Origin of the sequence: Streptomyces sioyaensis, from assembly GCF_004122735.1 — a bacterium.
Taxonomy (GTDB): Bacteria; Actinomycetota; Actinomycetes; order Streptomycetales; family Streptomycetaceae; genus Streptomyces; species Streptomyces sioyaensis.
This window is the reverse complement of sequence record NZ_SDIF01000112.1, coordinates 1-22,333: the sequence shown is the minus strand read 5'-3', so window position 1 is coordinate 22,333 and position 22,333 is coordinate 1. Positions and strand designations below refer to the sequence as shown.

Below are 22,333 nucleotides of genomic sequence, written 5' to 3'. Positions count from 1 at the left end.
CCGCCCGCCCCGTTGTGGCCCCGCAGGGGGCGCCGGCATCCCCTACGGGAACCGTTCGACCACCCTCAGGGCCCCCGAACGGCCAGCTGGCAGCCGCACCTCAGGGCCCCGGGACGGTCAGCCGACAGCCGAAGGGGTGCACGCTCGCCTCGGTGGCGGCCCGGTCGCCGTCGCCCGCGCGGATCGCTTCCACCAGGCGGGAGTGGTCCATGTGCGCCTCGGGCCGCAGCTCCTCGCCGACGTCGGCCCGCAGGAATTCGCGCAGGACGCCTCCGAGGTCGGCGTAGATCTCGGCCAGCACCTCGTTGTGCGAGGCCGCCACGATCGCCAGGTGCAAGGTCGCGTCCGCCTCCACGAAGGCCTCGGTCGCCCCCGACTCCCAGGCCGCCTCGCGGCGCTCCAGCAGCCCGTCGATCTGCCGCAGGTCCGCTTCGGTGCGGCGGCGGGCGGCGAGCCGGGCGGCCGACGCCTCCAGGGCGCTGCGCAGCTCGGCGACGTGGCGGGGCTCGGCCGCGGCGAACCGCCGGTGCATCACCCCGGCCAGTTCACTGGTCGCCACCACGTACGTGCCCGAGCCCTGCCGGATGTCCAGCAGACCGTTGTGGGCGAGCGCCCGGACGGCTTCCCGGACGGTGTTCCGGGCCACCCCGAGCTGCTCGACCAGCTCCGGCTCGGTCGGGATGCGGGATCCCACCGGCCACTCGCCGGAGGTGATCTGGGCGCGGAGCTGCGCGATCACCTGGTCGGCCAGCGCGGACCGGTGGGGAGAGGACAGGGGCATGGCTGCGCTCCGGAATGGCAGGGGACGACGGACGACAGCGTGCGGCGCGGTGGACCCGGCGGGCCCCGGCGGCCGCCCGGCCCAGCAGAGGCTACCGATATCCGCTGGACAAGGATTCATCCCATGATTCTATGCTTGACCCATGAGAGACGACGACACCGCGATACTCGGCGCCGCCGAGGAGCGCGCCACGGCACCGCCCACCGGACCGACCGACGACACCGGACTCCCGCAGTCCGGCCCTGCGGGAGGCGCCTCCCGGCGTCCGACGGCGGGCGGCGGGCCGGCCGGCCGCTGGCTGCCGCGGATCGTCATGGCCGGACTCGTCCTCGCCGCGCTCAGCCTCCGCCCGCCCATCACCAGCCTCGGTGCGCTCCTGGAGGAGGTCCGCGACGGCCTCGGCATGAGCGGCACCGTCGCCGGGCTGCTGACCTCCGTACCGGCCCTGTGCTTCGCCGCCTTCGGTCTTGCCGCGCCCCGGCTGGCCAGGCGCTGGGGGCCCGGCGCGATCGTCTGCGCCGGGCTGGCCGCGATCACTCTGGGCGTCGCGGCGCGCCCGTTCGCCGGCGGCACCGGCGGCTTCGTCGCCGCCACCACGATCGCCCTGGCCGGTATCGCGGTCTGCAATGTGCTGATCCCGGTCGTGATCAAGGCCTGGTTCCCCGACCGGGTCGGCCCGATGACCGGGCTCTACACCATGGCGCTGGCCCTGGGCACCTCGCTCGCCGCGGCGCTCGCCGTGCCCATCGCCGGTGCGCTGGGCGGCAGTTGGCGGGGCGGACTGGCGGTGTGGGCGGTGCTCGCCGCCGCCGCCGTGCTGCCCTGGCTCGTGGTGGCACGGCAGCGCACGGCCGCCGCCGCACCGTCCGCGGGCGCCGCGGCACGCCCCGAGGACGCCCCCCTACGGATCACCTCCTCGCCGACCGCATGGTGGCTGGCCCTCTTCTTCGGCCTCCAGTCCACCGCCGCGTACATCACGATGGGCTGGATGCCGCAGATCTTCCGGGACGCCGGTGTCCCGGCGGGCACCGCGGGGGTACTGCTCGCGGTCACCATGGCGGTGGGTGTCCCGCTCTCCTTCGTGGTGCCGCGGCTGGCGGCCCGGATGCGGCATCAGGGTCCGCTCGTGGTGCTGCTGGGGCTGTGCGGGCTGGCCGGCCAGGCCGGGCTGTGGCTGGCCCCGGCCGCCGGCGCCTGGGCCTGGGCGCTGCTGATGGGCGTCTCCAACTGCACCTTCACGCTGGCCCTGACGATGATCGCGATGCGCGCGACCAGCTCCGCCGGGGTCGCCAAGCTGTCGGCCTTCGTGCAGTGCGTGGGCTATCTGCTCGCCATGCCGGGGCCGCTGCTGGTCGGCACGCTCTACCAGCACAGCGGTGGCTGGGGCCTGCCGATCGCCCTGATGGCGGGGCTGATGGTGCCGCAGATCGCGCTGGGGGTGCTGGCCGGCCGGGACCGCCGGATCGAGGACGAGGCCTGAGTGCGACACTGGGCCCATGCCAGTGCTCGAACCGAATCCGCAGGACAGCCACAAGAAGCTGCTCCTCGTCCTGGGCGCCATGCTCGGCGTGACCGTTCTCGTCGCGATCATCGCGAGTATCGCCGCGCCCTAGGGGGCGTCTCTCCGATCTCCGTGGGCCTGCGTCGTCTGGTACCGCGCCTCGCGGCGTTGTCGCATCACCCACGGACACCCAGTCCGCGGGAGACGCTCCGCCTTGCGATGCACGGCACCAGACGACGCAGGCTGATCCACGGAGATCGGAGAGACACCCCCTAGCCCGGCCCGCAGGCGACGGCCGTCCCCACCGTCCCCTAGGGGGTCGGGATCAGGGACGAGTGGGTGGTTTCCCGGGTGGGAACGGCGGGGGCGGATCCGTAGCGTCGAAGGACACCGCACCCCGCGGTGGGCGCACCGCGGTCCGCGGCCGCGCCGCCGCCCTTCGCGCCGCCACGGAGGCGATCCGCATGCCCGCCGTGTTCCGCCGGTCACCCGCCGCCAGGGCCCCGCGTCGGCGGGCGCGGCTGCCGTGGTGGGCGGTGGCCCTCCCGGTGATCTCCTTCGTGGCCCTGCTGGCGCTCGTCGCCGGTTCCTCCCGGGCGAGCGCCACCGGTGTCCCGCAGAGCCTGGGTCCGCTGCTGGAGATCTTGGCCAGGATTGTCCGCAGTGGTGCCTGATGACCGTCCGCGGACCGCCCCAAGAGGCGGAATCAGCAGTTCAACACCCCGCGCCCCGCGCCGCCTTTCGTGCGAAGCTGGGACGCATGAGCGCCGATACACCACGCCGGATTGTCCTCTTCCGACACGCCAAGGCCGAATGGTCGGAGTCCAGCGACCATGAACGTCCGCTCGCCGAGCGCGGCCGCAAGGATGCCCCGGTCGCCGGCCGCTGGCTGGCCGGAGCCGGGATCACCCCCGATCTGACCCTGTGCTCGACGTCCACGCGCACCCGTGAGACATGGAAGCTCGCCGTCCACGAGCTTCCGCAGCGGCCCAAGACCGTCTATGAGGAGCGGATCTACGAAGCCTCCCTGGGGGAGCTCATCGCGCTGCTCAACGAGACGTCCGACGACGTGTCCGACCTGCTGCTGGTCGGACACAACCCCGGTGTGCACGCTCTTGCCGACGCGCTCTCCGGCGAGGCCGAGGGCGATCTGCTGCCGCGGATGAACCGCAGCGGATTCCCCACCGCCTCGCTGGCCGTACTCAGCTTCAACGGCTCCTGGAAGTCGGTGGAGCACGGCGTCGGCCGGCTGGTCGCGTACTGGACGCCGCACGACTGATCCCGGCGCCCCCTGCGTCGTGCGCGCGGGACGGGCGGACGCGACGAGGCCCCGGCAGCAGCTGTCTGCCGGGGCCTTCGGGTGCGCGGGACCGCTCCCCGGCGGGCGAGGTGCGTCCGCCGGGACCCTTTCCGTGCCCGGGCGGCTCCCGTACCGGTGATCGGGACGGCCGTACCGCGGGTCCGGACAGCCGCACCGCTGGTCCGGGCAGCCACGCGGCGGCCGGGCCGGCGTACGCCACGGACCCGCCCGCCCGCTCGTACGGCCCGGGCCCGACCCGCTCATACGGACTGGCCCGCCCCGCCGGCCCCGCTCAGCCGACGTGCGTCTCCGCGGCCTCGACCTCTTCGCGGGTGATGCCCAGCAGATACAGCACGGTGTCCAGGAACGGCACGTTCACGGCGGTGTGCGCCGCCTCCCGCACCACCGGCTTGGCGTTGAAGGCGACGCCGAGCCCGGCGGTGTTGAGCATGTCGAGGTCGTTGGCGCCGTCACCGATCGCCACGGTCTGCGCCAGCGGCACCCCGGCCTGCTGGGCGAAGCTGCGCAGCAGCCGGGCCTTGCCGGCCCGGTCCACGATGTCGCCGGTGACCCGGCCGGTGAGCTTGCCGTCGACGATCTCCAGGGTGTTGGCGGAGGCGAAGTCCAGCCCCAGCTCCTCCTGGAGCGCATCGGTGACCTGCGTGAAACCGCCCGAGACGACGCCGACTTGGTAGCCCAGCCGCTTGAGGGTCCGGACCAGGGTGCGGGCCCCGGGGGTGAGCCGCACCTCCTTGCGCACCGCCTCGACCACCGACGCGTCGAGCCCGCCGAGCAGCTCGACCCGGGCGTGCAGGGACTGCTCGAAGTCCAGCTCACCGCGCATCGCGGCGGCGGTGACCTCGGCGACCTCGGCCTCACAGCCGGCGTGCGCCGCGAACAGCTCGATGACCTCGTCCTGGATCAGCGTCGAGTCGACATCCATGACGACCAGCCGCTGGGCCCGGCGCTGCAGCCCGGCCGCGACCACCGCGACATCCACCCCGAGCTGCGCGGCCTCGGGGGCCAGCACGCTGCGCAGGGATGCGGTCTCCGCACCGGAGACCGCGAACTCGACGGCGGTCACCGGATACTTGGCCAGCCGGAAGATGCGGTCGATGTTGCCGCCGGTGGCCGTTATGGCGGCGGCGATCGCGGCGGTCGTCTCCGCGGTGAGCGGATGCCCCAGCACGGTGACGTGCGAACGTCCGGTGCCGCGCGGGCGGTTGTCGCCCCGGCCGGAGATGATCTCCGCCTGGAGGTTCATCGACTCGGCCCAGTTGTGCACGGTGGCCCGCAGGTCCCCCTCGGCGGAGCCGGTGGAGCCCTGGCCGGGGGAGGGGGCGGTGACCAGCGCGCACAGCGTGATGCGGCCCCGGGTCACGACCTGTTCGATGTCCACGACATCGACGGAGTAGGCGGCGAGGGTCTCGAAGAGACCTGCGGTGATGCCGGGCCGGTCCTTCCCGAAGATCTTTACGAGCAGGGTCGGTACGTCATCGCCCGGTACGGCGGTGGCAGGCGGGATCTGCGATGCGCTCATGGTGCCCTTACGGTAACCGCCGGACGGCCACATCCGTACGCGCGTCCGGGGTTCGGACCGGCGCGGCCCCGGGCCGGCCGCACCCGCGCCCCGTCGCCCCCGGCTCCGGGTGGCCCGTTGATCGTTATGGAGTCGTGTCCGGCCCGCCGGACGGAGGCCCGCGCCGGCAGCCCAACGTCCGTGCCGGGCCGACGCGTTCGACGCACCACTGGCACGCGGCCACGACGGATCGCCTGGCCGGAAGGTGTCCGTCTCCTCCATCATGCGGCCTGCGCGGCGGACCCGCACGGTATCCCCGGCGGGGACGGACTGCGCCCGAATGGCCCCGCTCCATCCGGAACATCCGGAATGTAGTGATCTCTGCGCTTTCATGGGTGCTTCCCGCGCTCCGGGAGCCTTTGGCGGGTGCCCCGGCGAGGCCCGTGCAGCCCAGTCGCGTCCCGGTTTCCGGTAGGCGCTCCGAGCCTGAAATAGTTCCTACGATGTTCGCCATCCCTGGACTTCCCATACAGGGCGTCACTCGGGGGACTATGTAATGGGGCGTGGAGTGCCTGAACTCGTACTCGAATTGAACGGAAGGACCTGGACGCTCGATCCGTCCCGGTCCTACAACGTGGGGCGTGATCCGCAGGGCGACATGGTGCTGGACGACGCCAGGGTCTCCTGGCGGCACGCCACCGTCCGATGGGCCGGCCGCAGCTGGATCATCGAAGACCAGGGCAGCACCAACGGCACCTACATCCAGGGCCGGCGGATCCACCAGATGGAGATCGGCCCCGGCTCGACCGTGCATCTGGGCAACGCCACCGACGGCCCCCGGGTCTCGCTGTCCGCCCCGGCGGCCGCCGACGCCTTCGGCGCACAGCCGGCGGGGGCCGTGCAGCAGCCGGCTGCGCAGGGCTGGCAGGCGCCGCCCGCCCAGCAGCAGCCGCCCGCGCAGCAGGGCTGGCAGGCACCGCCGCAGGGCGGCCGGCCGCCGTACGTCCCGCCGCAGCAGGCCCAGCAGCCGCAGCAGGCCCAGGCCGTGCCCCCGCAGCAGGCCGGCCGGCCGCAGGAGCGCCCCGCGCAGCAGGCGGGCGGCGCCCCGGCCGCGGGCGACCGCAGCCCGACCACGTTCCACCGCCTCGACACCGGCCGGGTGATGCGCATCGGCCGTGCGCTGGAGAACGAGCTGGTCGTCTCCGACCTCCAGGTCTCCCGCCACCACGCCGAGTTCCGCGCCACCCCCGACGGCCGCTTCGAGATCCGCGACCTGGGCAGCCACAACGGCACCTATGTCAACGGCCAGCCGGTCACCAAGTCCGGCACGAAGGTCATCGGCCAGAACGACATCATCGGCGTCGGCCACTCCACCTTCCGGCTGGTCGGCGACCGCCTGGAAGAGTTCGTCGACACCGGCGAGGTCTCCTTCTCGGCCCGCCACCTCACGGTCACCGTCGACGGCGGCAAGCAGATCCTCAAGGACGTCTCCTTCGGCGTCCCGGAGAAGTCGCTGATCGCGGTCATCGGCCCCTCCGGCTCCGGCAAGTCGACGCTGCTCAAGGCGCTGACCGGCTACCGCCCCGCCAACCAGGGCGATGTCCTCTACGACAACCGGAACCTCTACAAGCAGTTCGCCGAACTGCGCCAGCGCATCGGTCTGGTCCCGCAGGACGACATCCTGCACAAGGAGCTGACGGTCCAGAAGGCGCTCAAGTACGCGGCCAAGCTCCGCTTCCCCGGCGACACCGCGGAGGCCGAGCGCGAGGCCCGGATCGACGAGGTGCTGCACGAGCTCAAGCTCGACGTCCACAAGGACAAGAAGGTCACCTCGCTCTCCGGCGGCCAGCGCAAGCGCGTGTCGGTCGCCCTGGAGCTGCTGACCAAGCCGTCACTGATCTTCCTGGACGAGCCGACCTCGGGTCTCGACCCGGGCATGGACCGCGATGTCATGCAGCTGCTGCGCGGCCTGGCCGACGACGGCCGTACGGTCCTGGTCGTCACGCACTCGGTGGCCGAACTCGCGCTGTGCGACAAGCTGCTGGTGATGGCCCCGGGCGGCGGCGTGGCCTACTTCGGCCCGCCCGAGGAAGCGCTCAACTTCTTCCAGTACGACACCTGGGCGGACGTCTTCTCCGCGTTCGAGAACTACCGCGACTACGACTGGATGGGGCGCTGGCGCGGCTCCCCGCACTTCCAGCTGTACGCGGCGGACATCGACGCCGTCGCCCCGCAGTCGGTCAACGTCCAGGCGCCGCCGGCCCGGATACAGAAGTCCCAGAGCTGGGGCTCGCAGTTGTGGACGCTGATGCGCCGCTATGTCTCGGTGCTCGCCTCCGACCGCGGCTTCCTGGGACTGATGCTGATCCTGCCCGCGGTGCTCGGTGTGGTCTCGATGCTGATCCCCAGCGACTTCGGCCTCGGATACGGCCCGCTGGAAAAGCACCGCACCAACCGGGACGCGAGCACGATCATGCTGATCCTCGCGGTCGGCATGTGCTTCTCGGGCGCCGCCAACTCGGTCCGTGAGCTGATCAAGGAGCGGGTCATCTACGAGCGCGAACGGGCCACCGGCCTGTCGCGGTCGGCGTATCTGATGTCCAAGGTGATCGTGCTCGGCGTGGTCACGGCCTTCCAGGGCGTGATCATCGCGGCGATAGGCTTCTCCACCCGCAACATGCCCGCCGAGGGCCTGGTGGTGGCGGACGCCCCGGCGATCGAGATGGCGCTGGCGATCATCGCGCTCGGCTTCACCTCGATGATGTTCGGCCTGATCATCTCCGCGCTGGTCAAGACGGCCGAGAAGACCATGCCGCTGCTGGTCATGTTCGCCATCGTGCAGGTCGTCTTCACCGGCGTGCTCTTCCAGCTCTTCGACACCGTGGGCGTCGCCCAGTTCGCCTGGCTGATGCCGTCGCGCTGGGCCGTCGCCGCGATGGGCGCGACCGCCGACATGAACACCCTGCTGCCGTGGGAGCCGGGCAACCCGGACCCGCTGTGGAAGCACCAGACCGGTGTCTATGTGATGGACATGATCATCCTGATCACCCTGGGCGTCGCGCTCGCCTTCGTCGTCGCGCGGCTGCTGCGCCGTCACGAGCCGGAGGTCATGCGCAAGTAAGCGCCACGGACCGCACCGCCACGCCCGAGGGGCGGCACCCGATGTCGGGTGCCGCCCCTCGGCGGTGTGTGCGCGGCGCGCGGAGCGGGTGAACGCGGCTCAGTAGGCCGAGTTGACGTTGTCCATCGAGCCGTACTTGGCGGCCGCGTAGTTGCAGGCGGCGGTGATGTTGGCGACCGGGTCGTAGATGTTCCAGGAGGTACCGCTGACGTGGTACGACCGGAAGGTCGGGTCGATGACCTGGAGCAGACCCTTGGACGGGATGCCGTTCTGGGCGTTGATGTCCCAGAGGTTGATCGCCATCGGGTTGCCGGAGGACTCCCGGATGATGTTGCGGTAGATGCCGTTGTACGAGCCGGGGATGCCCTTCTTGGCCATCACGTCCAGCGACTCGCGGATCCAGCCGTCCAGGTTGTCCGGGTACGTCTTCACGACGCGCTTCACGACGGGCTTGGCTGCCGGCTTCGGGGCGGCGGCGGGGATCGCGGTGCGCACGGCGGACCGGCTCGCGGCGGCCTTCTCGGCGCGCGCCTTCGCGGCCTTGGCCTTCGCAGCGGCGGCGGCCTTCGCCTTGGCGGCCTTCGCAGCGGCAGCCTTCTTGGCGGCGGCCTGCTTGGCGGCGGCCTCGGCCTTGCCCTTGGCAGCGGAGCTGTCGGCCTGCTTGGCGATCGTGGTCTGCTGGGTCCGGCCGGCGGTGCTGACGGCGCTGAAGGCGGTCGGCTGCGCGTTCTCGACCGCGGTGGCCTGGGTCTTGCCCTGGTCGGCGGCGTTGCCCGGCACGACGGAGAGGGCCAGAGCGGCGGCACCGGCGGCAGCCACACCGGCTACCGAGAGCTTGTGGGTCCGCGTCAGGCGGGAAAGACCAGAATGGGCGTGCTTGGGCATGGCAGGGCGACCTTCCGATGGGGGACATCGCACGGGCCAGTGAGCGGCGGCAAACGCCGAGTTCAGGTCACGGCGCCGAGCGACGAGAGTCATTCTTAGCGGCCGGAAATTCCCACGGCAAAGGTGCCAAATACGATCGAAGTTAGTGGAACCCAGGGCGAAGCTATTGCGTCCCGGATAAGAGCTTCCCAGCTCACGATGTATTCCAGGGTCCACTAACCCGGCTCGTAAGTGACCTGCGTCCTATGTCCGGCGTCACAATGCGGAAGGGTTTATCTCGCCAGAAGTAATTGCAAACGCACAGTCGGTATACGGAAATCCTCAACCTTGGCCCGGTTGAGGGGCGTTCAGTGCAAATCGGGCACTTCGCATTCCGTGGAGGTGGCTCGGGGCTGGAATTACGGGGCACGCGGCCGCTCACCCGGGCCGGAATGGCGGGGTACGCCGGCCGCTCACCCGGGCCGGAATCACGGGCTGCGCCGGCCGCTCACCGGCTCGCCCCGGCGCCCCTTCGGGCGCCCCCAGCCGCCGCCTCCGTCGCGCCCGGGCACTCAGTCCGGCAGCACGAGGTGCAGATCGCCGAATTCGTGCCACAGATAACGCCGCTCCACCGCCGCCGCATAGGCGCGCCGCAGCACCTCCGCGTCCGCCACCGCCTCCAGCATCAGCAGATGCGAGGCGGTGGGCTCGTGCAGCCCGGTGAGCAGGCCGTCCACCGCCCGGACCCCGCGCTGCGGCGTCACCACCAGGTCCGTCCAGCCGGCCGCGGCCCGCACCTTCCCGTCCGCGCCGGCCGCCGACTCCAGGGCCCGTACGGCCGTGGTCCCCACCGCCACGATCCGGCCGCCCGCCCCGCCCCGTGCCGACCGGCGCCGCCCGGCGGCCTGCTGCCGCGCCCGTACGGCGTTCACCAGCCATGCGGTGGCCGGCGGCACCACGAACCGCTCCGGGTACGGGGGCTCGAACGCCTCCGCCGACGCGACCCCCGTGTGCAGCGAGACCGGCGCGAACTGCACCCCCTTGCTGACCAGCCGCGCCACCAGCTCTGCGGTGAAGGGGCGGGCGGCGCTCGGCATCTCCGCGCTGCCGCCGGGCCCGTCCAGCGCGAACACCGTCTGGTACGCGGCCAGCGGCTGGTCCCGCCGGGTGTAGCCGTAGCGGATCGGCCGCCCGTGGCACCGCATCAGCTCCGACACGCCCCCGCGCGTCACCCGCGCCCACCACAGCCGTGCGCTCCCGGGGTCCAGCGGGGCCTCCAGTACGAGCCGCGCCCCGCCGGGCAGCCGCACCACCGTGCCGGCCGGCCCGCCCGCCCGTGGCCGGGTGCTGCCCCGCCCGTCCGGGCTGCGCAGCTCCACCGCCCAGCACCCGGCCACCGCGCGGCCCGCCGGATGCCACCGGTCCGCGCGGGTCGAGAAGTGCACCACCACCGGCTCGCCGCGCCCCCGGCCGTCCCCGACCCGGCCGTCCACCGCCGCCGGCAGCGTCCGCGAGGTGTTCACCACCAGTACGTCGCCCGCCGCCAGCAGCTCGGGCAGCGCGCCGAAGTCGTGGTGGCCGGGCTCGGCCGTCCCCCGGCTCACCAGCAGCCGTACGGCGTCCCGGTCCAGGCCGGGTCCCCGCTGCTCGGCCGGGACGGCGGCCGACAGCTCCTGCGGGACCCGCAGCGCCGCGGTCACCGGGGGCTCCTCCCCGCGGGCACGGCCCGCCCCGCGGCCGCCGTGTACCGCCCGCTGCGGGCGGCGTGGTCCAGCAGCCACAGCAGCGCCGGGACCACCGTCTCCGGCAGCGGCCGCCCGGAATCGTCGTCGTCCGGGACGGCGGCCGCGTACAGGTCGGTCCGCATGTCGCCCGGGTCCACCCACCACACCCGCAGCCCCGGCTCCTCGACCGCGAGCACCGCCGACTGTTGGTCCAGCGCCGCCTTCGCCGCTCCGTAGCCGCCCCAGGTCGCGTACGCCTCGACGGCGGCGTCCGAGCTGATGTTGAGGACCGCCCCACTCACCCCTACATAAGTGGGCGAATCGGACAAGTTGCTATTTTGGAAATTCTCGGAATAAGGGTACGGATCGTATGCCGCACTCGTGTCTATATCTCCCCTATAAGGAGCCTTCTCTATATAAGGGGTGACTTCTTCATACGAGGATAGATAGGAGGAAGTACGCAAGAGCGACAATGCCTCCTGGGTGAGCCCCAGTGGTGCCACCACATTCACCTCCAGCGCCGCCCGCAGCCCCTCCAGCGGCTGGTCCGCCAGCGACACCAGCGGCTCGGCGCCCAGTGCGCTGGCGTTGTTCACCAGCAGATCGAGCCCGCCCAGCTGCCGGGCCGCGGCCACCAGCGCCGCCCGGTGCCCGCCGTCCGTCACGTCCCCGGGCAGCGCCACCACCCGCGGCCCCGCCCCGCGCAGCTCCCGCGCCGCCTCCTCCAGCGGCCCGGCCGACCTGGCGTCCACCACCAGATCCCACCCGCGCCGGGCCAGCGCCCCGGCGAGCGCCCGGCCCAGCCCCTTCGATGCCCCCGTGATGATCGCCACCGGCATGATCACGTCCCCTTCCCGCCGGGTCCGCACCCGGCCCTCGCCCTCACGGTAGGAACGCCACCGCCCCCGGGACGTCGGCCGCCGGACCGGCCGTGGCCAGGGCATTCGCCCTAGGCCCGGGGGCGTAGGCGGCGGCCGCCAACGGACCGATACGGGCTGGTCGCCCCGCCGGTACGGTGATCCCATGACCAACGGACCGGGCGCGGGGATCCCCGCGGTGAGCACCGCGATCCTGGCGATGAGCAGGCATCTGGAGGTGCGCGACGTCCTCAAGACGATCGTGGCCTCGGCCCGCGAGCTGCTGGACGCCGAGTACGCCGCCCTGGGGGTGCCCGACGATCACGGCGGCTTCGCCCAGTTCGTGGTGGACGGCGTGAGCGCCGAGCAGTGGAAGGCCATCGGCCCGCTGCCCCGCCAGCACGGCATCCTCGCCGCGATGCTGCACAACGCCACCCCCGAGCGCCTCGCCGACGTCCGCGAGGACCCCCGCTTCGGCGGCTGGCCGGCGGCCCACCCGGATATGTCCGACTTCCTCGGCCTGCCGGTCGCCGACGGCGACGAGATCCTCGGCGCCCTCTTCCTGGCCAACAAGCGCTGCCCCAAGGAGGACGGCCGCTGCGGCTTCACCGAGGACGACGAGCGACTGCTCGGCATACTCGCCCAGCACGCCGCCATCGCGCTGACCAACGCCCGTCTCTACGAGCGCAGCCGCGAGCTGACCATCGCCGGGGAGCGCGCCCGGCTCGCCCACGAGCTGCACGACGCGGTCGCCCAGAAGCTCTTCTCGCTCCGCCTCACCGCCCAGGCGGCCACCGCCCTGGTCGACCGCGACCCCGGCCGCGCCAAGGACGAGCTGCACCAGGTCGCCGCGCTGGCCGCGGAGGCCGCCGACGAACTGCGGGCCGCCGTCGTCGAGCTGCGGCCCGCGGCCCTGGACGAGGACGGTCTGGTCGCCACCCTGCGCTCCCAGGTCCAGGTACTCGACCGCGCCCACTCCGCACACGTGACCTTCACGGCCCACGGCGTCCGGGCGCTGCCCGCCGCCCAGGAGGAGGCCGTGCTCCGCGTCGCCCAGGAGGCGCTGCACAACGCCCTGCGGCACTCCGGAGCCGAGCACGTCGAGGTGGCCCTCGGCCGGAACGGCCAGGGCGCGCTGCTGCGGGTCGCCGACGACGGCCGCGGCTTCGACCCGGCCACCGTCCGCCGGGCCGGCCGCCACCTCGGCCTGGTCTCGATGCACGACCGCGCCGGCGGCGTCGGCGGCAAGCTCACCGTGGAGTCGGAGCCCGGCAAGGGCACCGCTGTCGAGATGGAGGTGCCCGGTGGCTGACAGGGACAAGGACGGTGCGGTCCCGCTCCCCCCGGATGGCCGCGGCGGGAGCGGCCGGGCACGGCCCGCCGGCCCGGCGATCCGGGTACTGCTCGTGGACGATCACCAGGTTGTGCGCCGCGGGCTGCGGACGTTCCTGGAGGTCCAGGACGACATCGAGGTCGTGGGGGAGGCCTCCGACGGGGCCGAGGGCATCGCCGCCGCCGAGGAACTGCAGCCGGACGTCGTCCTGATGGACGTCAAGATGCCCGGCATGGACGGCATCGAGGCGCTCCGCAGACTCCGCGAACTGGCCAACCCCGCCCGGGTCCTGGTGGTGACCAGCTTCACCGAACAGCGCACCGTCGTCCCGGCGCTGCGCGCGGGCGCGGCCGGCTACGTCTACAAGGACATCGACCCGGACGCGCTGGCCGGCGCCATCCGCTCCGTCCACGCGGGCCATGTCCTCCTGCAGCCCGAGGTCGCCGGCGCGCTGCTCGCCCAGGAGGAGGGCAACGGCGGCCAGGGACGCGGGACATCACTGACCGACCGGGAACGCGAGGTGCTCGGCCTGATCGCCGACGGACGCTCCAACCGGGAGATCGCCCGCGCCCTGGTGTTGTCGGAAAAGACCGTCAAGACCCATGTCTCCAACATCCTCATGAAGCTCGACCTCGCCGACCGCACCCAGGCCGCCCTGTGGGCCGTACGGCACGGCATCGGCGCCTGAGTTCCGTACGCCCGAACTCCGTACGGGAGCACCGCCGTACCCGGTGCTCCCGTACAGCGACGACAAGCGGAATGTCGTCTTCAGATCCGAGATTCATACTGTCGTGTAGCGGTAGCCCGTTCGGCGCATCCCTTCCCGGGCCCGGCCGTTGTCCAGTGCAGTCGTGGCGGCTGGCCACGGCAACGGCAAGGAGGAGACAGAAGTGAAGAACATCAAGCGGGCAGCGGCCATCACCATGGCGGCGAGCGGTCTCGCCCTCGCGGGCGCCGGTGTCGCCTCGGCGCAGTCGCAGGCCGCCGGCGGTGCGGAGCGCTCCCCGGGCATCGTCTCCGGCAACTCCGTCCAGGCTCCGGTGCACGTTCCCGTGAACGCCTGCGGTCTCACCGTCACCGCCATCGGTGCGTTCAACCCCACCTTCGGCGACCCCTGCCTCAACCACTGAGCGCAGTCCTGCCCGCAGCATCCGCCTGACCCGCCTGACGCCATGGTCCGCGCGGGTCACGCCGGACCGGCCCCGTCCGCCGATGGACGCGCGGCCGGTCCCCTCCCTCAGACACTGTCATTCCGGCACTGTGCCACCACGTGAGGAACACGCCCCATGAACACCGCCAAGAAGGCCGCCCTCGTCCTCGCCACCACCGGACTCGCCCTCGGTGCGGCCGCCGGTTCCGCCTTCGCCGCGAGCGAGGCCGCCGGTGCGGCGACGCAGTCCCCCGGCATCGGTTCGGGCAACCTCGCCCAGGTCCCCGTGCACGTCCCGGTGAACGCCACCGGCAACACGGTCAATGTCGTCGGTGTGCTCAACCCCGCCGTCGGCAACGTCGCCGCCAACAACTGAGGTTGTCCGACCCGGGCCGAACGGCTTCGCCTGCCCAGAGGCGTTCGGCCCCGGTCGGCAAGGGCCCCGCCGGACCACACAATGGTCCGGCGGGGCCCGTCTCGTTCATCCCCGGTGCCGCTCCCGCTCCTCCACCGCGGAGTTGTACGCCGCCACCTGCGCCCGCCGGGCCGTCCGCTCCACCGGCCGCAGCGCCTCGGCGCGGGCCGCGATCTCCGACGAGCTCACCGCGCCACCGTGCTCCCCGCCGGCCTGCTGCGCGATGTCGATCAGCGCACCGACGCGCTGCGCCAGCTCCAGCACCCGCACCGCACGCGGCGGGTACCCGGGAGCCAGCACCTGCCGGCCGGCCTCCGCCCGCGCCCGGTACGCCGCCAGCGCCGCCTGCGCCACCGGACCGGCCCCGGCCACATCCAGCGTCGACAGCAGTTCGGTGGCCTCCCGCAGCGCCTCCGCCAGCTCCCGCTCCGCCTCACCCAGCGACGGCACATCGGCCGGCGGCGCCTCGCGCACCGGAAGGCAGCGCCAGACCACCTCCACATGCACATCGGGCCCGGCACCGCCCTCCGGGCCGGCCTCGTACGTCTCCGGGATCAGTCCGAGCCCCGCACCCGAGGCGAGCACCGCTTCCTCGGCCTCCAGCGCCCGTGCGTTAAATTCCGGCGGCCCGCACAGCCCCAGCGGATGGCCGGGCACCGGCAGCGCCACCCGCAGGCCGACCGCCCCCAGCGCCCGCAGCCGCCCCAGCGCGAGGGTCAGCCCGACCGGCTGCTCCTCCCCGGGCAGGCCCTCCACGCGGTGCACCACATCGTCGTCCGCGATATGGTCCGCGGCGTCATCAGGTGAGACAAGTCCGGCCAAAAGGGCATTTCCCCATGCCGCCAGCCGTCCTGAACGAGGTTCATCGAGCATGCCCCCCAGCCTAGGGAACAGCACCGACAACGAGTGGCGTAGGTTTGCAGGGGGGCTGCGCCTACCGGTGCACACGACGACCGAGAAGCAATGGGAGAGATCGCGCTCATGAGCGATGTGCTGGAGCTGGTGGACGTATCCGTGGTCCGCGAAGGACGGGCTCTGGTGGACCAGGTCTCCTGGTCGGTGAAGGAGGGGGAGCGCTGGGTGATCCTCGGCCCCAACGGTGCCGGCAAGACCACCCTGCTGAATCTCGCCTCCAGCTACCTCTTCCCGAGCACCGGCAGCGCGTCGATCCTCGGCGAGCAGCTCGGCAAGGTCGACGTCTTCGATCTGCGCCCCCGCATCGGCGTCGCCGGCATCGCGCTCGCCGACAAGCTGCCGCGCAGCCAGACCGTCCTGCAGACCGTGCTCACCGCCGCGTACGGCATGACCGCGCACTGGCAGGAGAACTACGACGAGATCGACGAGCAGCGCGCCCGCGCCTTCCTCGACCGTCTCGGCATGACCGCCTACCTCGACCGGAAGTTCGGCACCCTCTCCGAGGGCGAGCGCAAGCGCACCCTGATCGCCCGGGCGATGATGACCGACCCCGAGCTGCTGCTGCTGGACGAGCCGGCCGCCGGCCTCGACCTGGGCGGCCGCGAGGACCTGGTGCGCCGCCTGGGCCGCCTCGCCCGCGACCCGTACGCCCCCTCGATGATCATGGTCACCCACCACGTCGAGGAGATCGCCCCGGGCTTCACCCACGTCCTGATGATCCGTCAGGGCAAGGTGCTGGCCGCCGGCCCCCTGGAGCTCGAACTGACCTCCAGCAACCTCTCCCACTGCTTCGGCCTCCCGCTGATCGTCGAGCGCAACGGCAACGACCGCTGGACCGCGCAGGGTCTGCCCCTGACCTGAGCCCGCCCGCCCCCGACGTCGTCCGGTGCCCCACCGCGGCGCGTGGCCCCAGTCGCTGACCGATCGTCCCCTGTCCCGCGCAGCCGTACGGATCTACCATGAAGCCGTGGATCCATGGGTGTGGTGGCTGATCGCCGCCGTAGGACTGGGTATTCCTCTCGTCGTGACCGCGATGCCCGAATTCGGGATGTTCGCGGTCGGTGCCGTCGCCGGTGCCGTCACCGCGGGGCTCGGTGGCGGCACCGTTCTGCAAGTCCTGGTGTTCGTGGCGGTGTCGGTCGCGCTGATCGCCGTCGTCCGCCCCCTCGCGAACCGCCATCGCAACCAGAGCCCCCAACTCGCGTCCGGAATCGACGCGCTCAAGGGCAAGAGCGCCACGGTCCTGGAGCGCGTCGACGGCGGCGTCGGCGGCCGCATCAAGCTCGCCGGCGAGGTCTGGTCCGCCCGCGCTCTCGACGCCGGCCAGGTCTACGAGCCCGGCCAGCAGGTCGACGTCGTCGAGATCGAAGGCGCCACCGCCGTCGTCATCTGACCCCAACACGCTGCGCGACGAGCCACGTCTCTGAAAGACTGATCAACGGCAAGCCGGTCGCCGACCGGCACGGACCAGCAACGAAGGGCACGGGAGCCGCTGTGGAACCGATCATCATCGTCCTGATCATCCTGGTGGTGCTCGTGTTCATCGCACTCATCAAAACGATCCAGGTCATCCCACAGGCCAGCGCCGCCATCGTGGAACGCTTCGGGCGCTACACCCGCACGCTCAACGCCGGCCTGAACATCGTCGTCCCGTTCATCGACTCCATCCGCAACCGCATCGACCTCCGCGAGCAGGTCGTGCCGTTCCCGCCGCAGCCGGTGATCACCCAGGACAACCTCGTCGTCAACATCGACACGGTGATCTACTACCAGGTCACCGACGCCCGCGCCGCGACGTACGAGGTCGCCAGCTACATCCAGGCGATCGAGCAGCTCACCGTCACCACCCTGCGGAACATCATCGGCGGTATGGACCTGGAACGGACGCTGACCTCCCGTGAGGAGATCAACGCGGCGCTGCGCGGCGTCCTCGACGAGGCCACCGGCAAGTGGGGCATCCGCGTCAACCGCGTCGAGCTGAAGGCCATCGAGCCGCCGACCTCCATCCAGGACTCGATGGAGAAGCAGATGCGCGCCGACCGCGACAAGCGCGCCGCCATCCTCCAGGCCGAAGGTGTCCGGCAGTCCCAGATCCTCACCGCCGAAGGTGAGAAGCAGTCCTCGATCCTGCGCGCCGAGGGTGAGGCCAAGGCCGCGGCCCTGCGTGCCGAAGGCGAGGCCCAGGCGATCCGGGTGGTCTTCGAGTCGATCCACGCGGGGGACCCGGACCAGAAGCTGCTCTCCTACCAGTACCTCCAGATGCTCCCGAAGATCGCCGAGGGCGATGCCAACAAGCTCTGGATCGTGCCGAGCGAGATCGGCGACGCCCTCAAGGGCCTCGGCGGCGCCATCGGCAACTTCACCCCGCCGACCGGCGGCGGCTCCATCCCCAAGCCCAGCTCGCCCCCGCGCGAGGCGCCCCCGATCGACTGACCCCGCGCCCCCTGGTGCATGATCGGCCAGACACCACACCGCTCATGCAACGGGGGGACTCCGCGTGACCATCTGGGAAGCCGTCGCCGTCTTCGCCGCGGGGCTCGGCGCCGGCACGATCAACACCATCGTCGGATCGGGCACCCTCATCACCTTCCCGGTGCTGCTCGCCTTCGGCCTGCCTCCGGTCACGGCCAATGTCTCCAACACCCTCGGCCTGGTGCCCGGTTCGCTGAGCGGCGCCTTCGGCTACCGCCGGGAACTCGTCGGCCAGCGCCGCCGCGTGCTGCGCTTCGGCCTCACCGCCCTGACCGGCGGCCTGGGCGGCGCGATCCTGCTGCTCGCCCTGCCCTCGAAGGCCTTCGACACGATCGTCCCCGCGCTGATCGGCCTCGCGCTGGTCCTCGTGATCGCCCAGCCCAAGCTCGCCGCCGCACTCCGTGCCCGCCGCGCGCGCAACGGCACCACCGCCGACCGCGACGGCGGCTGGGCCCTGCTGCTGGGGCTGCTGCTCGCCAGCGCCTACGGCGGCTACTTCGGCGCCGCACAGGGCGTGCTCTACCTCTCCCTGATGGGCCTGCTGCTCAGCGAGGACCTGCAGCGCATCAACGCCCTCAAGAACGTCCTCGCCGCGATCGTCAACGGCGTCGCGGCGGTCTTCTTCCTCTTCGTCGCCCACTTCGACTGGACCGCCGTCGCCCTGATCGCGGTCGGTTCCACCCTCGGCGGCCAGGTCGGCGCCACGGTGGGCCGCCGTCTGCCGCCCACCGCCCTGCGCGCCGTCATCGTCCTCGTCGGCCTGCTGGCCATCGTCCAACTCCTCCTGAAATAAGGCGAGTTGGACGATGGCTCGGTACGGGGCGGACCGGCCGGCCGCGGGCTACGCGGGCACCGGCAGCCACTCCGGCAGCCCGTCCCGCACCGACACCCCCAGCGTCGACAGCAGCGCGTCCGCCGGCGTCGGCTCGAACGGCCGCCGCAGCAGCTGCATCCCCGCCTGCTCGGGCGTACGGTCCGCCTTGCGGTGATTGTCCTCCGCACACGAGGCGACGGTATTCAGCCAGGTGTCGCCCCCGCCGTGCGACCGCGGCACGACGTGGTCCACGGTCGTCGCCCGGCGCCCGCAGTACGCACAGCGGTGCTGGTCACGGACCAGCACACCCCGCCGCGACCACGGCGCCCGTCTTCGGAACGGCACCCGTACGTATCTGCTGAGCCTGATCACCTGCGGCACCGGGACATCCATCGAAGCGGCACGGATGCGCAGCCCCGGGTGCGCGTGCTCGACGACGGCCTTGTCCTGCATGACCAGCACCACCGCACGCCGCAGCGTCACCGTCGACAGCGGCTCGAAGCTCGCATTCAGCACCAGCGTCTCGCGCATCCCGTCCACCTCCCGGACCCGCTCCGCCCCCGTGGCGAAGTTGCTCCACTGTGCAGCGGCAGGTATTCCCCGAACAACGCAATTTCCGCATGCCACAAGGGAAATGGAGGAGGATCGGAAGATGAAAAGGAGGTGCCGCGGCAACGCCGCACACCGCGGAAAGAGTGCGCTCCGGGTCCCACCCCCGTGAACAATCGAGACCCGGAGCGAACGGCAGCCGGCGAGGACACCCGGCACGAACGCGGGCTTGGGGGCACCTCCCATGCCCTTACGGCATGGGGGAAGCGGACGACACACCAGCGCCCCGCCGCCCCCGCCACTGCGGTACCGGCTGTCCGACACCCCGGTGAGGGGCGGCGGCACGGACACCACTGTGCGTGCGGGAAGCGCCGGGGCGCAACGGAATTACGGGGCTCAGCCCGCGGCGGGCACCTCGTACTCCGCGATCAGCTGGGCCCGCCCAATCGCATGGAACCGCAGGTTGAAGCCCACCACGGCCGGCGAGGCATCCCCGTCCGGACCGAGCTTCGCCTGGTCCACGGCGTACACCGTGAACACATAACGGTGCGGACCGTCCCCGGGCGGCGGCGCCGCGCCCCCGAAGTCCCGCGTGCCGTAGTCGTTACGGACATGAACGGCGCCCTCGGGCAGCCCCTTCATCTCCCCGGACCCGGCACCGGCCGGCAGCTCCGTCACCGACGCCGGGATGTCGAACAGCGTCCAGTGCCAAAAGCCACTGCCCGTCGGCGCGTCCGGGTCGTAGCAGGTGACGGCGTAGCTCTTCGTCCCCGCGGGAGCACCCTCCCACCGCAGCTGCGGCGAGCGGTTCCCCTCGGCGAAGACCTGCTCCGCGCGCAGCGTCCCGCCCGGCTCCACCTCTTCGCTCCGCACCGTGAACGACGGCACCGGCGGATGGAAATCGTGCGGGAGCGGCCGCCGCTTCAGCTCGGACACCTCAACACCTCCTGATCGCTTGCTGACACCTGTCCGGCCAGGTTAGAGCCAGTTCCGCTTACCGCCGACCTCCGCCAGCCACTGGTTGAGATATGCCGCCCAGTCGGTCCCCTCGAAGTCGTTCAGCCCCACCGTGAACGACCGGTAGGTGTCCGAACCCTCCGTGAACAGCCCCGGCTTCTTGTCCATCTCCAGGACGACGTCCATCTCCCGGTCGTCCGCCACGAACGACAGCTCGACCTGGTTCAGCCCGCGGTACTGCTGCGGCGCATGGAACTCGATCTCCTGGTAGAAGGGCAGCCGCTGGCGGGTCCCCCGGATGTGCCCCTGCTCCAGATCCGCCGCCTTGAAGCGGAACCCGAGCCGGCCGAACGCGTCCAGGATCGCCTGCTGCGCCGGCAGCGGGTGCACGTTCACCGGGTCGAGATCACTGGAGTCCACGGCACGGGCGATCGCCAGCTCCGTCGTCACCCCGACGTTCATCCCGTGCAGATGCGTCCCGAGGAACGTCGTGACCGGGGTCTCCCACGGAATCTCCAGCCCGAACGGCACGGTGTGCGCCGCGCCCGGCTGCACCTCGAACGCACCGCCCAACTGCACCTTGGTGAACTCGATGTTCCGCTTGTACTCCTCGTCGCCGCTCTCGACCTCGACGCGCGCCTGCAGCCCGACCGACAGCCCCTCGACCTGCTGTGCCACGGACCCGCCCTGGATCCGCACCTCGCCCTGCACGACCCCGCCCGGGACCACGTTCTCCTCGAAGAGCACCGTCTCCACCGACGCGCCCCCGGCCCCCAGGCTCGCCAGCAGCTTCTTGAATCCCATGCTCGTCCTCCCCAGGCGGAACGCCTGTGTTTCCTGTAGCGCGCCGTGCTCCCGGCGCGCTTCCTACGAACGCGGAACCACGCGACCCGGTTCCACGGCCCACACCTTCCCAACAGCTGCGCCTCCATGGCCAGCCGCCTGCCCGAATGGCTCCACTACCCTCGGTCCGTATGACCGACGTACCGGAACGAGCGCCGCTCACCCGCGACTTCTTCGCCCGCCCCGTCGTGGAGGTGGCCCCCGATCTGCTGGGCCGCACGCTCCTCCGTCAGACCCCCGACGGCCCGATCGCACTCCGGCTGACCGAGGTCGAGGCCTACGACGGCGAGAACGACCCCGGCTCCCACGCCTACCGCGGCCGCACCGCGCGCAACGCCACGATGTTCGGCCCGCCCGGCCATGCGTACGTCTACTTCATCTACGGCATGTGGTTCAGCCTCAACGCCGTCTGCTGCCCCGAGGGCCAGGCGAGCGGTGTCCTGCTGCGCGCCGGCGAGATCCTCACGGGCGCGGAGCTGGCCGCCGTCCGCCGCCCCAAAGCGCGCAGCGCCAGGGAACTCGCCAAGGGCCCCGCCCGTCTGGCCACCGCCCTGGACATCGACCGCAGTCTCGACGGCACCGATCTGTGCGCCGGCGGCAATGCCCCCCTCTCCGTACTGCGCGGCCGCCCGCCCGCCCCGGAACTGGTGCGCAACGGCCCGCGCACCGGCGTCGGCAGAGACGGAGCCGACCACCCCTGGCGCTACTGGATCGCCGACGACCCCACCGTCAGCCCCTACCGCCGCCACGTCCCCCGACGCCGGACGCCCACCGCAACTTGACTCTGTATCGCCAACCCCCTAACGTAGCCCGAGCCGCTGAAGACGGGCAGCGCTTTTGTGCGCGGACCACAGGCGGCGCAACCAACTACTCCGCACGATTCCCTGACGGGTCTTCTTTCGCGTTGCCGAAATTCAGACCCCGCCGACTCGATTATGAGTCACCAGGGAAAGCCGTTAAAGTAGTAACCACGCCGAACGGCAGCAGTGAATAACTGCTCCACGGCGGCCTCCGATGAAATCGGACCCGGAATCGACAAGAAACCGGATCTGCTAGAGTCGGAAACGCGAAGAAGCCGAAAGGTGGAAACGCACCGGCGAAAATCGGGCCCGCAAGGATCTGATAGAGTCGGAAACGCAAGACCGAAGGGAAGCGCCCGGAGAGCCTGGTGAAACAGGCACAAAGGAAGCGTCCGTTCCTTGAGAACTCAACAGCGTG

Annotated in this window: 23 protein-coding genes; 14 read left to right on the top strand and 9 right to left on the bottom strand. The window is 71.7% G+C overall.

Features of this window, described 5'->3' with window-relative positions:
- Window positions 1-100 precede the first annotated feature (100 nt).
- Window positions 101-781 carry a FadR/GntR family transcriptional regulator gene (locus tag EST54_RS27525; RefSeq protein ID WP_129250423.1) on the bottom strand — a complete coding sequence of 227 codons (681 nt, stop codon included), beginning with the start codon at window positions 779-781 and terminating at the stop codon, window positions 101-103.
- Between the two features lie 142 nt (window positions 782-923).
- On the opposite strand from EST54_RS27525, the gene EST54_RS27520 reads away from it, so the two are divergent.
- The 4 genes from EST54_RS27520 to EST54_RS27510 all read left to right on the top strand — a co-directional run bounded on the left by EST54_RS27520 (window position 924) and on the right by EST54_RS27510 (window position 3,561).
- Window positions 924-2,261 (top strand): CynX/NimT family MFS transporter, encoded by a 1,338-nt coding sequence (locus EST54_RS27520; protein ID WP_129250422.1) that lies wholly within the window; start codon window positions 924-926, stop codon window positions 2,259-2,261.
- Window positions 2,262-2,277: 16 nt separating this feature from the next.
- Entirely contained in the window at window positions 2,278-2,394 is a 117-nt protein-coding gene (locus tag EST54_RS35970; protein WP_275415958.1) for an SGM_5486 family transporter-associated protein, read from the top strand.
- Window positions 2,395-2,746: 352 nt separating this feature from the next.
- Window positions 2,747-2,956 (top strand): hypothetical protein, encoded by a 210-nt coding sequence (locus EST54_RS27515; RefSeq protein WP_129250421.1) that lies wholly within the window; start codon window positions 2,747-2,749, stop codon window positions 2,954-2,956.
- A gap of 86 nt (window positions 2,957-3,042) precedes the next feature.
- Window positions 3,043-3,561, top strand: a complete 519-nt coding sequence (locus EST54_RS27510) for a SixA phosphatase family protein (RefSeq protein WP_129250420.1) — start codon at window positions 3,043-3,045, stop codon at window positions 3,559-3,561.
- A gap of 313 nt (window positions 3,562-3,874) precedes the next feature.
- Here EST54_RS27510 and serB read toward each other — a convergent pair whose 3' ends face one another.
- Window positions 3,875-5,122, bottom strand: coding sequence for a phosphoserine phosphatase SerB (gene serB / locus EST54_RS27505; RefSeq protein ID WP_129250419.1), 1,248 nt, complete (start codon window positions 5,120-5,122; stop codon window positions 3,875-3,877).
- A gap of 535 nt (window positions 5,123-5,657) precedes the next feature.
- Between serB and EST54_RS27500 the strand changes: the two genes are divergently transcribed.
- Window positions 5,658-8,222, top strand: a complete 2,565-nt coding sequence (locus tag EST54_RS27500; protein WP_129250418.1) for an ABC transporter ATP-binding protein/permease — start codon at window positions 5,658-5,660, stop codon at window positions 8,220-8,222.
- A gap of 99 nt (window positions 8,223-8,321) precedes the next feature.
- Here EST54_RS27500 and EST54_RS27495 read toward each other — a convergent pair whose 3' ends face one another.
- From EST54_RS27495 to EST54_RS27485, 3 genes are all read right to left on the bottom strand, one after another.
- Window positions 8,322-9,107, bottom strand: a complete 786-nt coding sequence (locus EST54_RS27495; protein WP_129250417.1) for a transglycosylase SLT domain-containing protein — start codon at window positions 9,105-9,107, stop codon at window positions 8,322-8,324.
- Window positions 9,108-9,658: 551 nt separating this feature from the next.
- Window positions 9,659-10,786, bottom strand: a complete 1,128-nt coding sequence (locus tag EST54_RS27490) for an S-adenosylmethionine:tRNA ribosyltransferase-isomerase (RefSeq protein ID WP_129250416.1) — start codon at window positions 10,784-10,786, stop codon at window positions 9,659-9,661.
- The gene (locus tag EST54_RS27485) at window positions 10,783-11,649 is read right to left on the bottom strand and encodes an SDR family NAD(P)-dependent oxidoreductase (RefSeq protein ID WP_129250415.1); all 867 of its coding nucleotides are present in this window, start codon (window positions 11,647-11,649) and stop codon (window positions 10,783-10,785) included. Before EST54_RS27485 ends, EST54_RS27490 begins: the two co-directional genes overlap by 4 nt.
- A 184-nt stretch (window positions 11,650-11,833) precedes the next feature.
- Here EST54_RS27485 and EST54_RS27480 point away from each other — a divergent pair, with 184 nt between their 5' ends.
- From EST54_RS27480 to EST54_RS27465, 4 genes are all read left to right on the top strand, one after another.
- Window positions 11,834-12,979, top strand: coding sequence for a GAF domain-containing sensor histidine kinase (locus EST54_RS27480; RefSeq protein WP_129250414.1), 1,146 nt, complete (start codon window positions 11,834-11,836; stop codon window positions 12,977-12,979).
- A gap of 79 nt (window positions 12,980-13,058) precedes the next feature.
- On the top strand, window positions 13,059-13,688 hold the full coding sequence (locus EST54_RS27475) for a response regulator (protein ID WP_129250427.1): 630 nt from the start codon (window positions 13,059-13,061) through the stop codon (window positions 13,686-13,688).
- 202 nt (window positions 13,689-13,890) lie between these two features.
- Window positions 13,891-14,130 (top strand): chaplin, encoded by a 240-nt coding sequence (locus EST54_RS27470; RefSeq protein WP_129250426.1) that lies wholly within the window; start codon window positions 13,891-13,893, stop codon window positions 14,128-14,130.
- 156 nt (window positions 14,131-14,286) lie between these two features.
- Complete coding sequence (locus tag EST54_RS27465; protein ID WP_129250413.1) at window positions 14,287-14,526, top strand: chaplin; 240 nt, start codon at window positions 14,287-14,289, stop codon at window positions 14,524-14,526.
- A 105-nt stretch (window positions 14,527-14,631) separates the two neighbouring features.
- Here the strand turns inward: EST54_RS27465 and EST54_RS27460 are convergent, their stop codons facing one another.
- Complete coding sequence (locus tag EST54_RS27460; protein ID WP_129250412.1) at window positions 14,632-15,438, bottom strand: hypothetical protein; 807 nt, start codon at window positions 15,436-15,438, stop codon at window positions 14,632-14,634.
- Between the two features lie 108 nt (window positions 15,439-15,546).
- On the opposite strand from EST54_RS27460, the gene EST54_RS27455 reads away from it, so the two are divergent.
- From EST54_RS27455 to EST54_RS27440, 4 genes are all read left to right on the top strand, one after another.
- Complete coding sequence (locus tag EST54_RS27455) at window positions 15,547-16,341, top strand: ABC transporter ATP-binding protein (RefSeq protein WP_129250425.1); 795 nt, start codon at window positions 15,547-15,549, stop codon at window positions 16,339-16,341.
- Between the two features lie 118 nt (window positions 16,342-16,459).
- On the top strand, window positions 16,460-16,873 hold the full coding sequence (locus EST54_RS27450; RefSeq protein ID WP_129250424.1) for an NfeD family protein: 414 nt from the start codon (window positions 16,460-16,462) through the stop codon (window positions 16,871-16,873).
- A gap of 101 nt (window positions 16,874-16,974) precedes the next feature.
- Entirely contained in the window at window positions 16,975-17,913 is a 939-nt protein-coding gene (locus EST54_RS27445) for an SPFH domain-containing protein (protein WP_129250411.1), read from the top strand.
- Window positions 17,914-17,977: 64 nt separating this feature from the next.
- Window positions 17,978-18,745, top strand: coding sequence for a sulfite exporter TauE/SafE family protein (locus EST54_RS27440; protein WP_129250410.1), 768 nt, complete (start codon window positions 17,978-17,980; stop codon window positions 18,743-18,745).
- Between the two features lie 48 nt (window positions 18,746-18,793).
- On the opposite strand, the gene EST54_RS27435 is transcribed toward EST54_RS27440, so the two are convergent.
- From EST54_RS27435 to EST54_RS27425, 3 genes are all read right to left on the bottom strand, one after another.
- Window positions 18,794-19,297, bottom strand: a complete 504-nt coding sequence (locus tag EST54_RS27435; RefSeq protein WP_129250409.1) for an HNH endonuclease — start codon at window positions 19,295-19,297, stop codon at window positions 18,794-18,796.
- Window positions 19,298-19,711: 414 nt separating this feature from the next.
- On the bottom strand, window positions 19,712-20,251 hold the full coding sequence (locus EST54_RS27430) for a YbhB/YbcL family Raf kinase inhibitor-like protein (RefSeq protein ID WP_129250408.1): 540 nt from the start codon (window positions 20,249-20,251) through the stop codon (window positions 19,712-19,714).
- Window positions 20,252-20,293: 42 nt separating this feature from the next.
- Entirely contained in the window at window positions 20,294-21,076 is a 783-nt protein-coding gene (locus EST54_RS27425) for a sporulation protein (protein WP_093482503.1), read from the bottom strand.
- Window positions 21,077-21,246: 170 nt separating this feature from the next.
- Between EST54_RS27425 and EST54_RS27420 the strand changes: the two genes are divergently transcribed.
- The gene (locus EST54_RS27420) at window positions 21,247-21,897 is read left to right on the top strand and encodes a DNA-3-methyladenine glycosylase (protein ID WP_129250407.1); all 651 of its coding nucleotides are present in this window, start codon (window positions 21,247-21,249) and stop codon (window positions 21,895-21,897) included.
- Window positions 21,898-22,333: the final 436 nt, after the last annotated feature.

Bases quoted from the DNA above. Each gene is read 5' to 3' on its own strand.
- EST54_RS27525 (WP_129250423.1), bottom strand. From the start codon at position 781: ATGCCCCTGTCCTCTCCCCACCGGTCCGCGCTGGCCGACCAGGTGATC.
- EST54_RS27520 (WP_129250422.1), top strand. From the start codon at position 924: ATGAGAGACGACGACACCGCGATACTCGGCGCCGCCGAGGAGCGCGCC.
- EST54_RS35970 (WP_275415958.1), top strand. From the start codon at position 2,278: ATGCCAGTGCTCGAACCGAATCCGCAGGACAGCCACAAGAAGCTGCTC.
- EST54_RS27515 (WP_129250421.1), top strand. From the start codon at position 2,747: ATGCCCGCCGTGTTCCGCCGGTCACCCGCCGCCAGGGCCCCGCGTCGG.
- EST54_RS27510 (WP_129250420.1), top strand. From the start codon at position 3,043: ATGAGCGCCGATACACCACGCCGGATTGTCCTCTTCCGACACGCCAAG.
- serB (WP_129250419.1), bottom strand. From the start codon at position 5,122: ATGAGCGCATCGCAGATCCCGCCTGCCACCGCCGTACCGGGCGATGAC.
- EST54_RS27500 (WP_129250418.1), top strand. From the start codon at position 5,658: ATGGGGCGTGGAGTGCCTGAACTCGTACTCGAATTGAACGGAAGGACC.
- EST54_RS27495 (WP_129250417.1), bottom strand. From the start codon at position 9,107: ATGCCCAAGCACGCCCATTCTGGTCTTTCCCGCCTGACGCGGACCCAC.
- EST54_RS27485 (WP_129250415.1), bottom strand. From the start codon at position 11,649: ATGCCGGTGGCGATCATCACGGGGGCATCGAAGGGGCTGGGCCGGGCG.
- EST54_RS27480 (WP_129250414.1), top strand. From the start codon at position 11,834: ATGACCAACGGACCGGGCGCGGGGATCCCCGCGGTGAGCACCGCGATC.
- EST54_RS27465 (WP_129250413.1), top strand. From the start codon at position 14,287: ATGAACACCGCCAAGAAGGCCGCCCTCGTCCTCGCCACCACCGGACTC.
- EST54_RS27460 (WP_129250412.1), bottom strand. From the start codon at position 15,438: ATGCTCGATGAACCTCGTTCAGGACGGCTGGCGGCATGGGGAAATGCC.
- EST54_RS27455 (WP_129250425.1), top strand. From the start codon at position 15,547: ATGAGCGATGTGCTGGAGCTGGTGGACGTATCCGTGGTCCGCGAAGGA.
- EST54_RS27435 (WP_129250409.1), bottom strand. From the start codon at position 19,297: ATGCGCGAGACGCTGGTGCTGAATGCGAGCTTCGAGCCGCTGTCGACG.
- EST54_RS27425 (WP_093482503.1), bottom strand. From the start codon at position 21,076: ATGGGATTCAAGAAGCTGCTGGCGAGCCTGGGGGCCGGGGGCGCGTCG.
- EST54_RS27420 (WP_129250407.1), top strand. From the start codon at position 21,247: ATGACCGACGTACCGGAACGAGCGCCGCTCACCCGCGACTTCTTCGCC.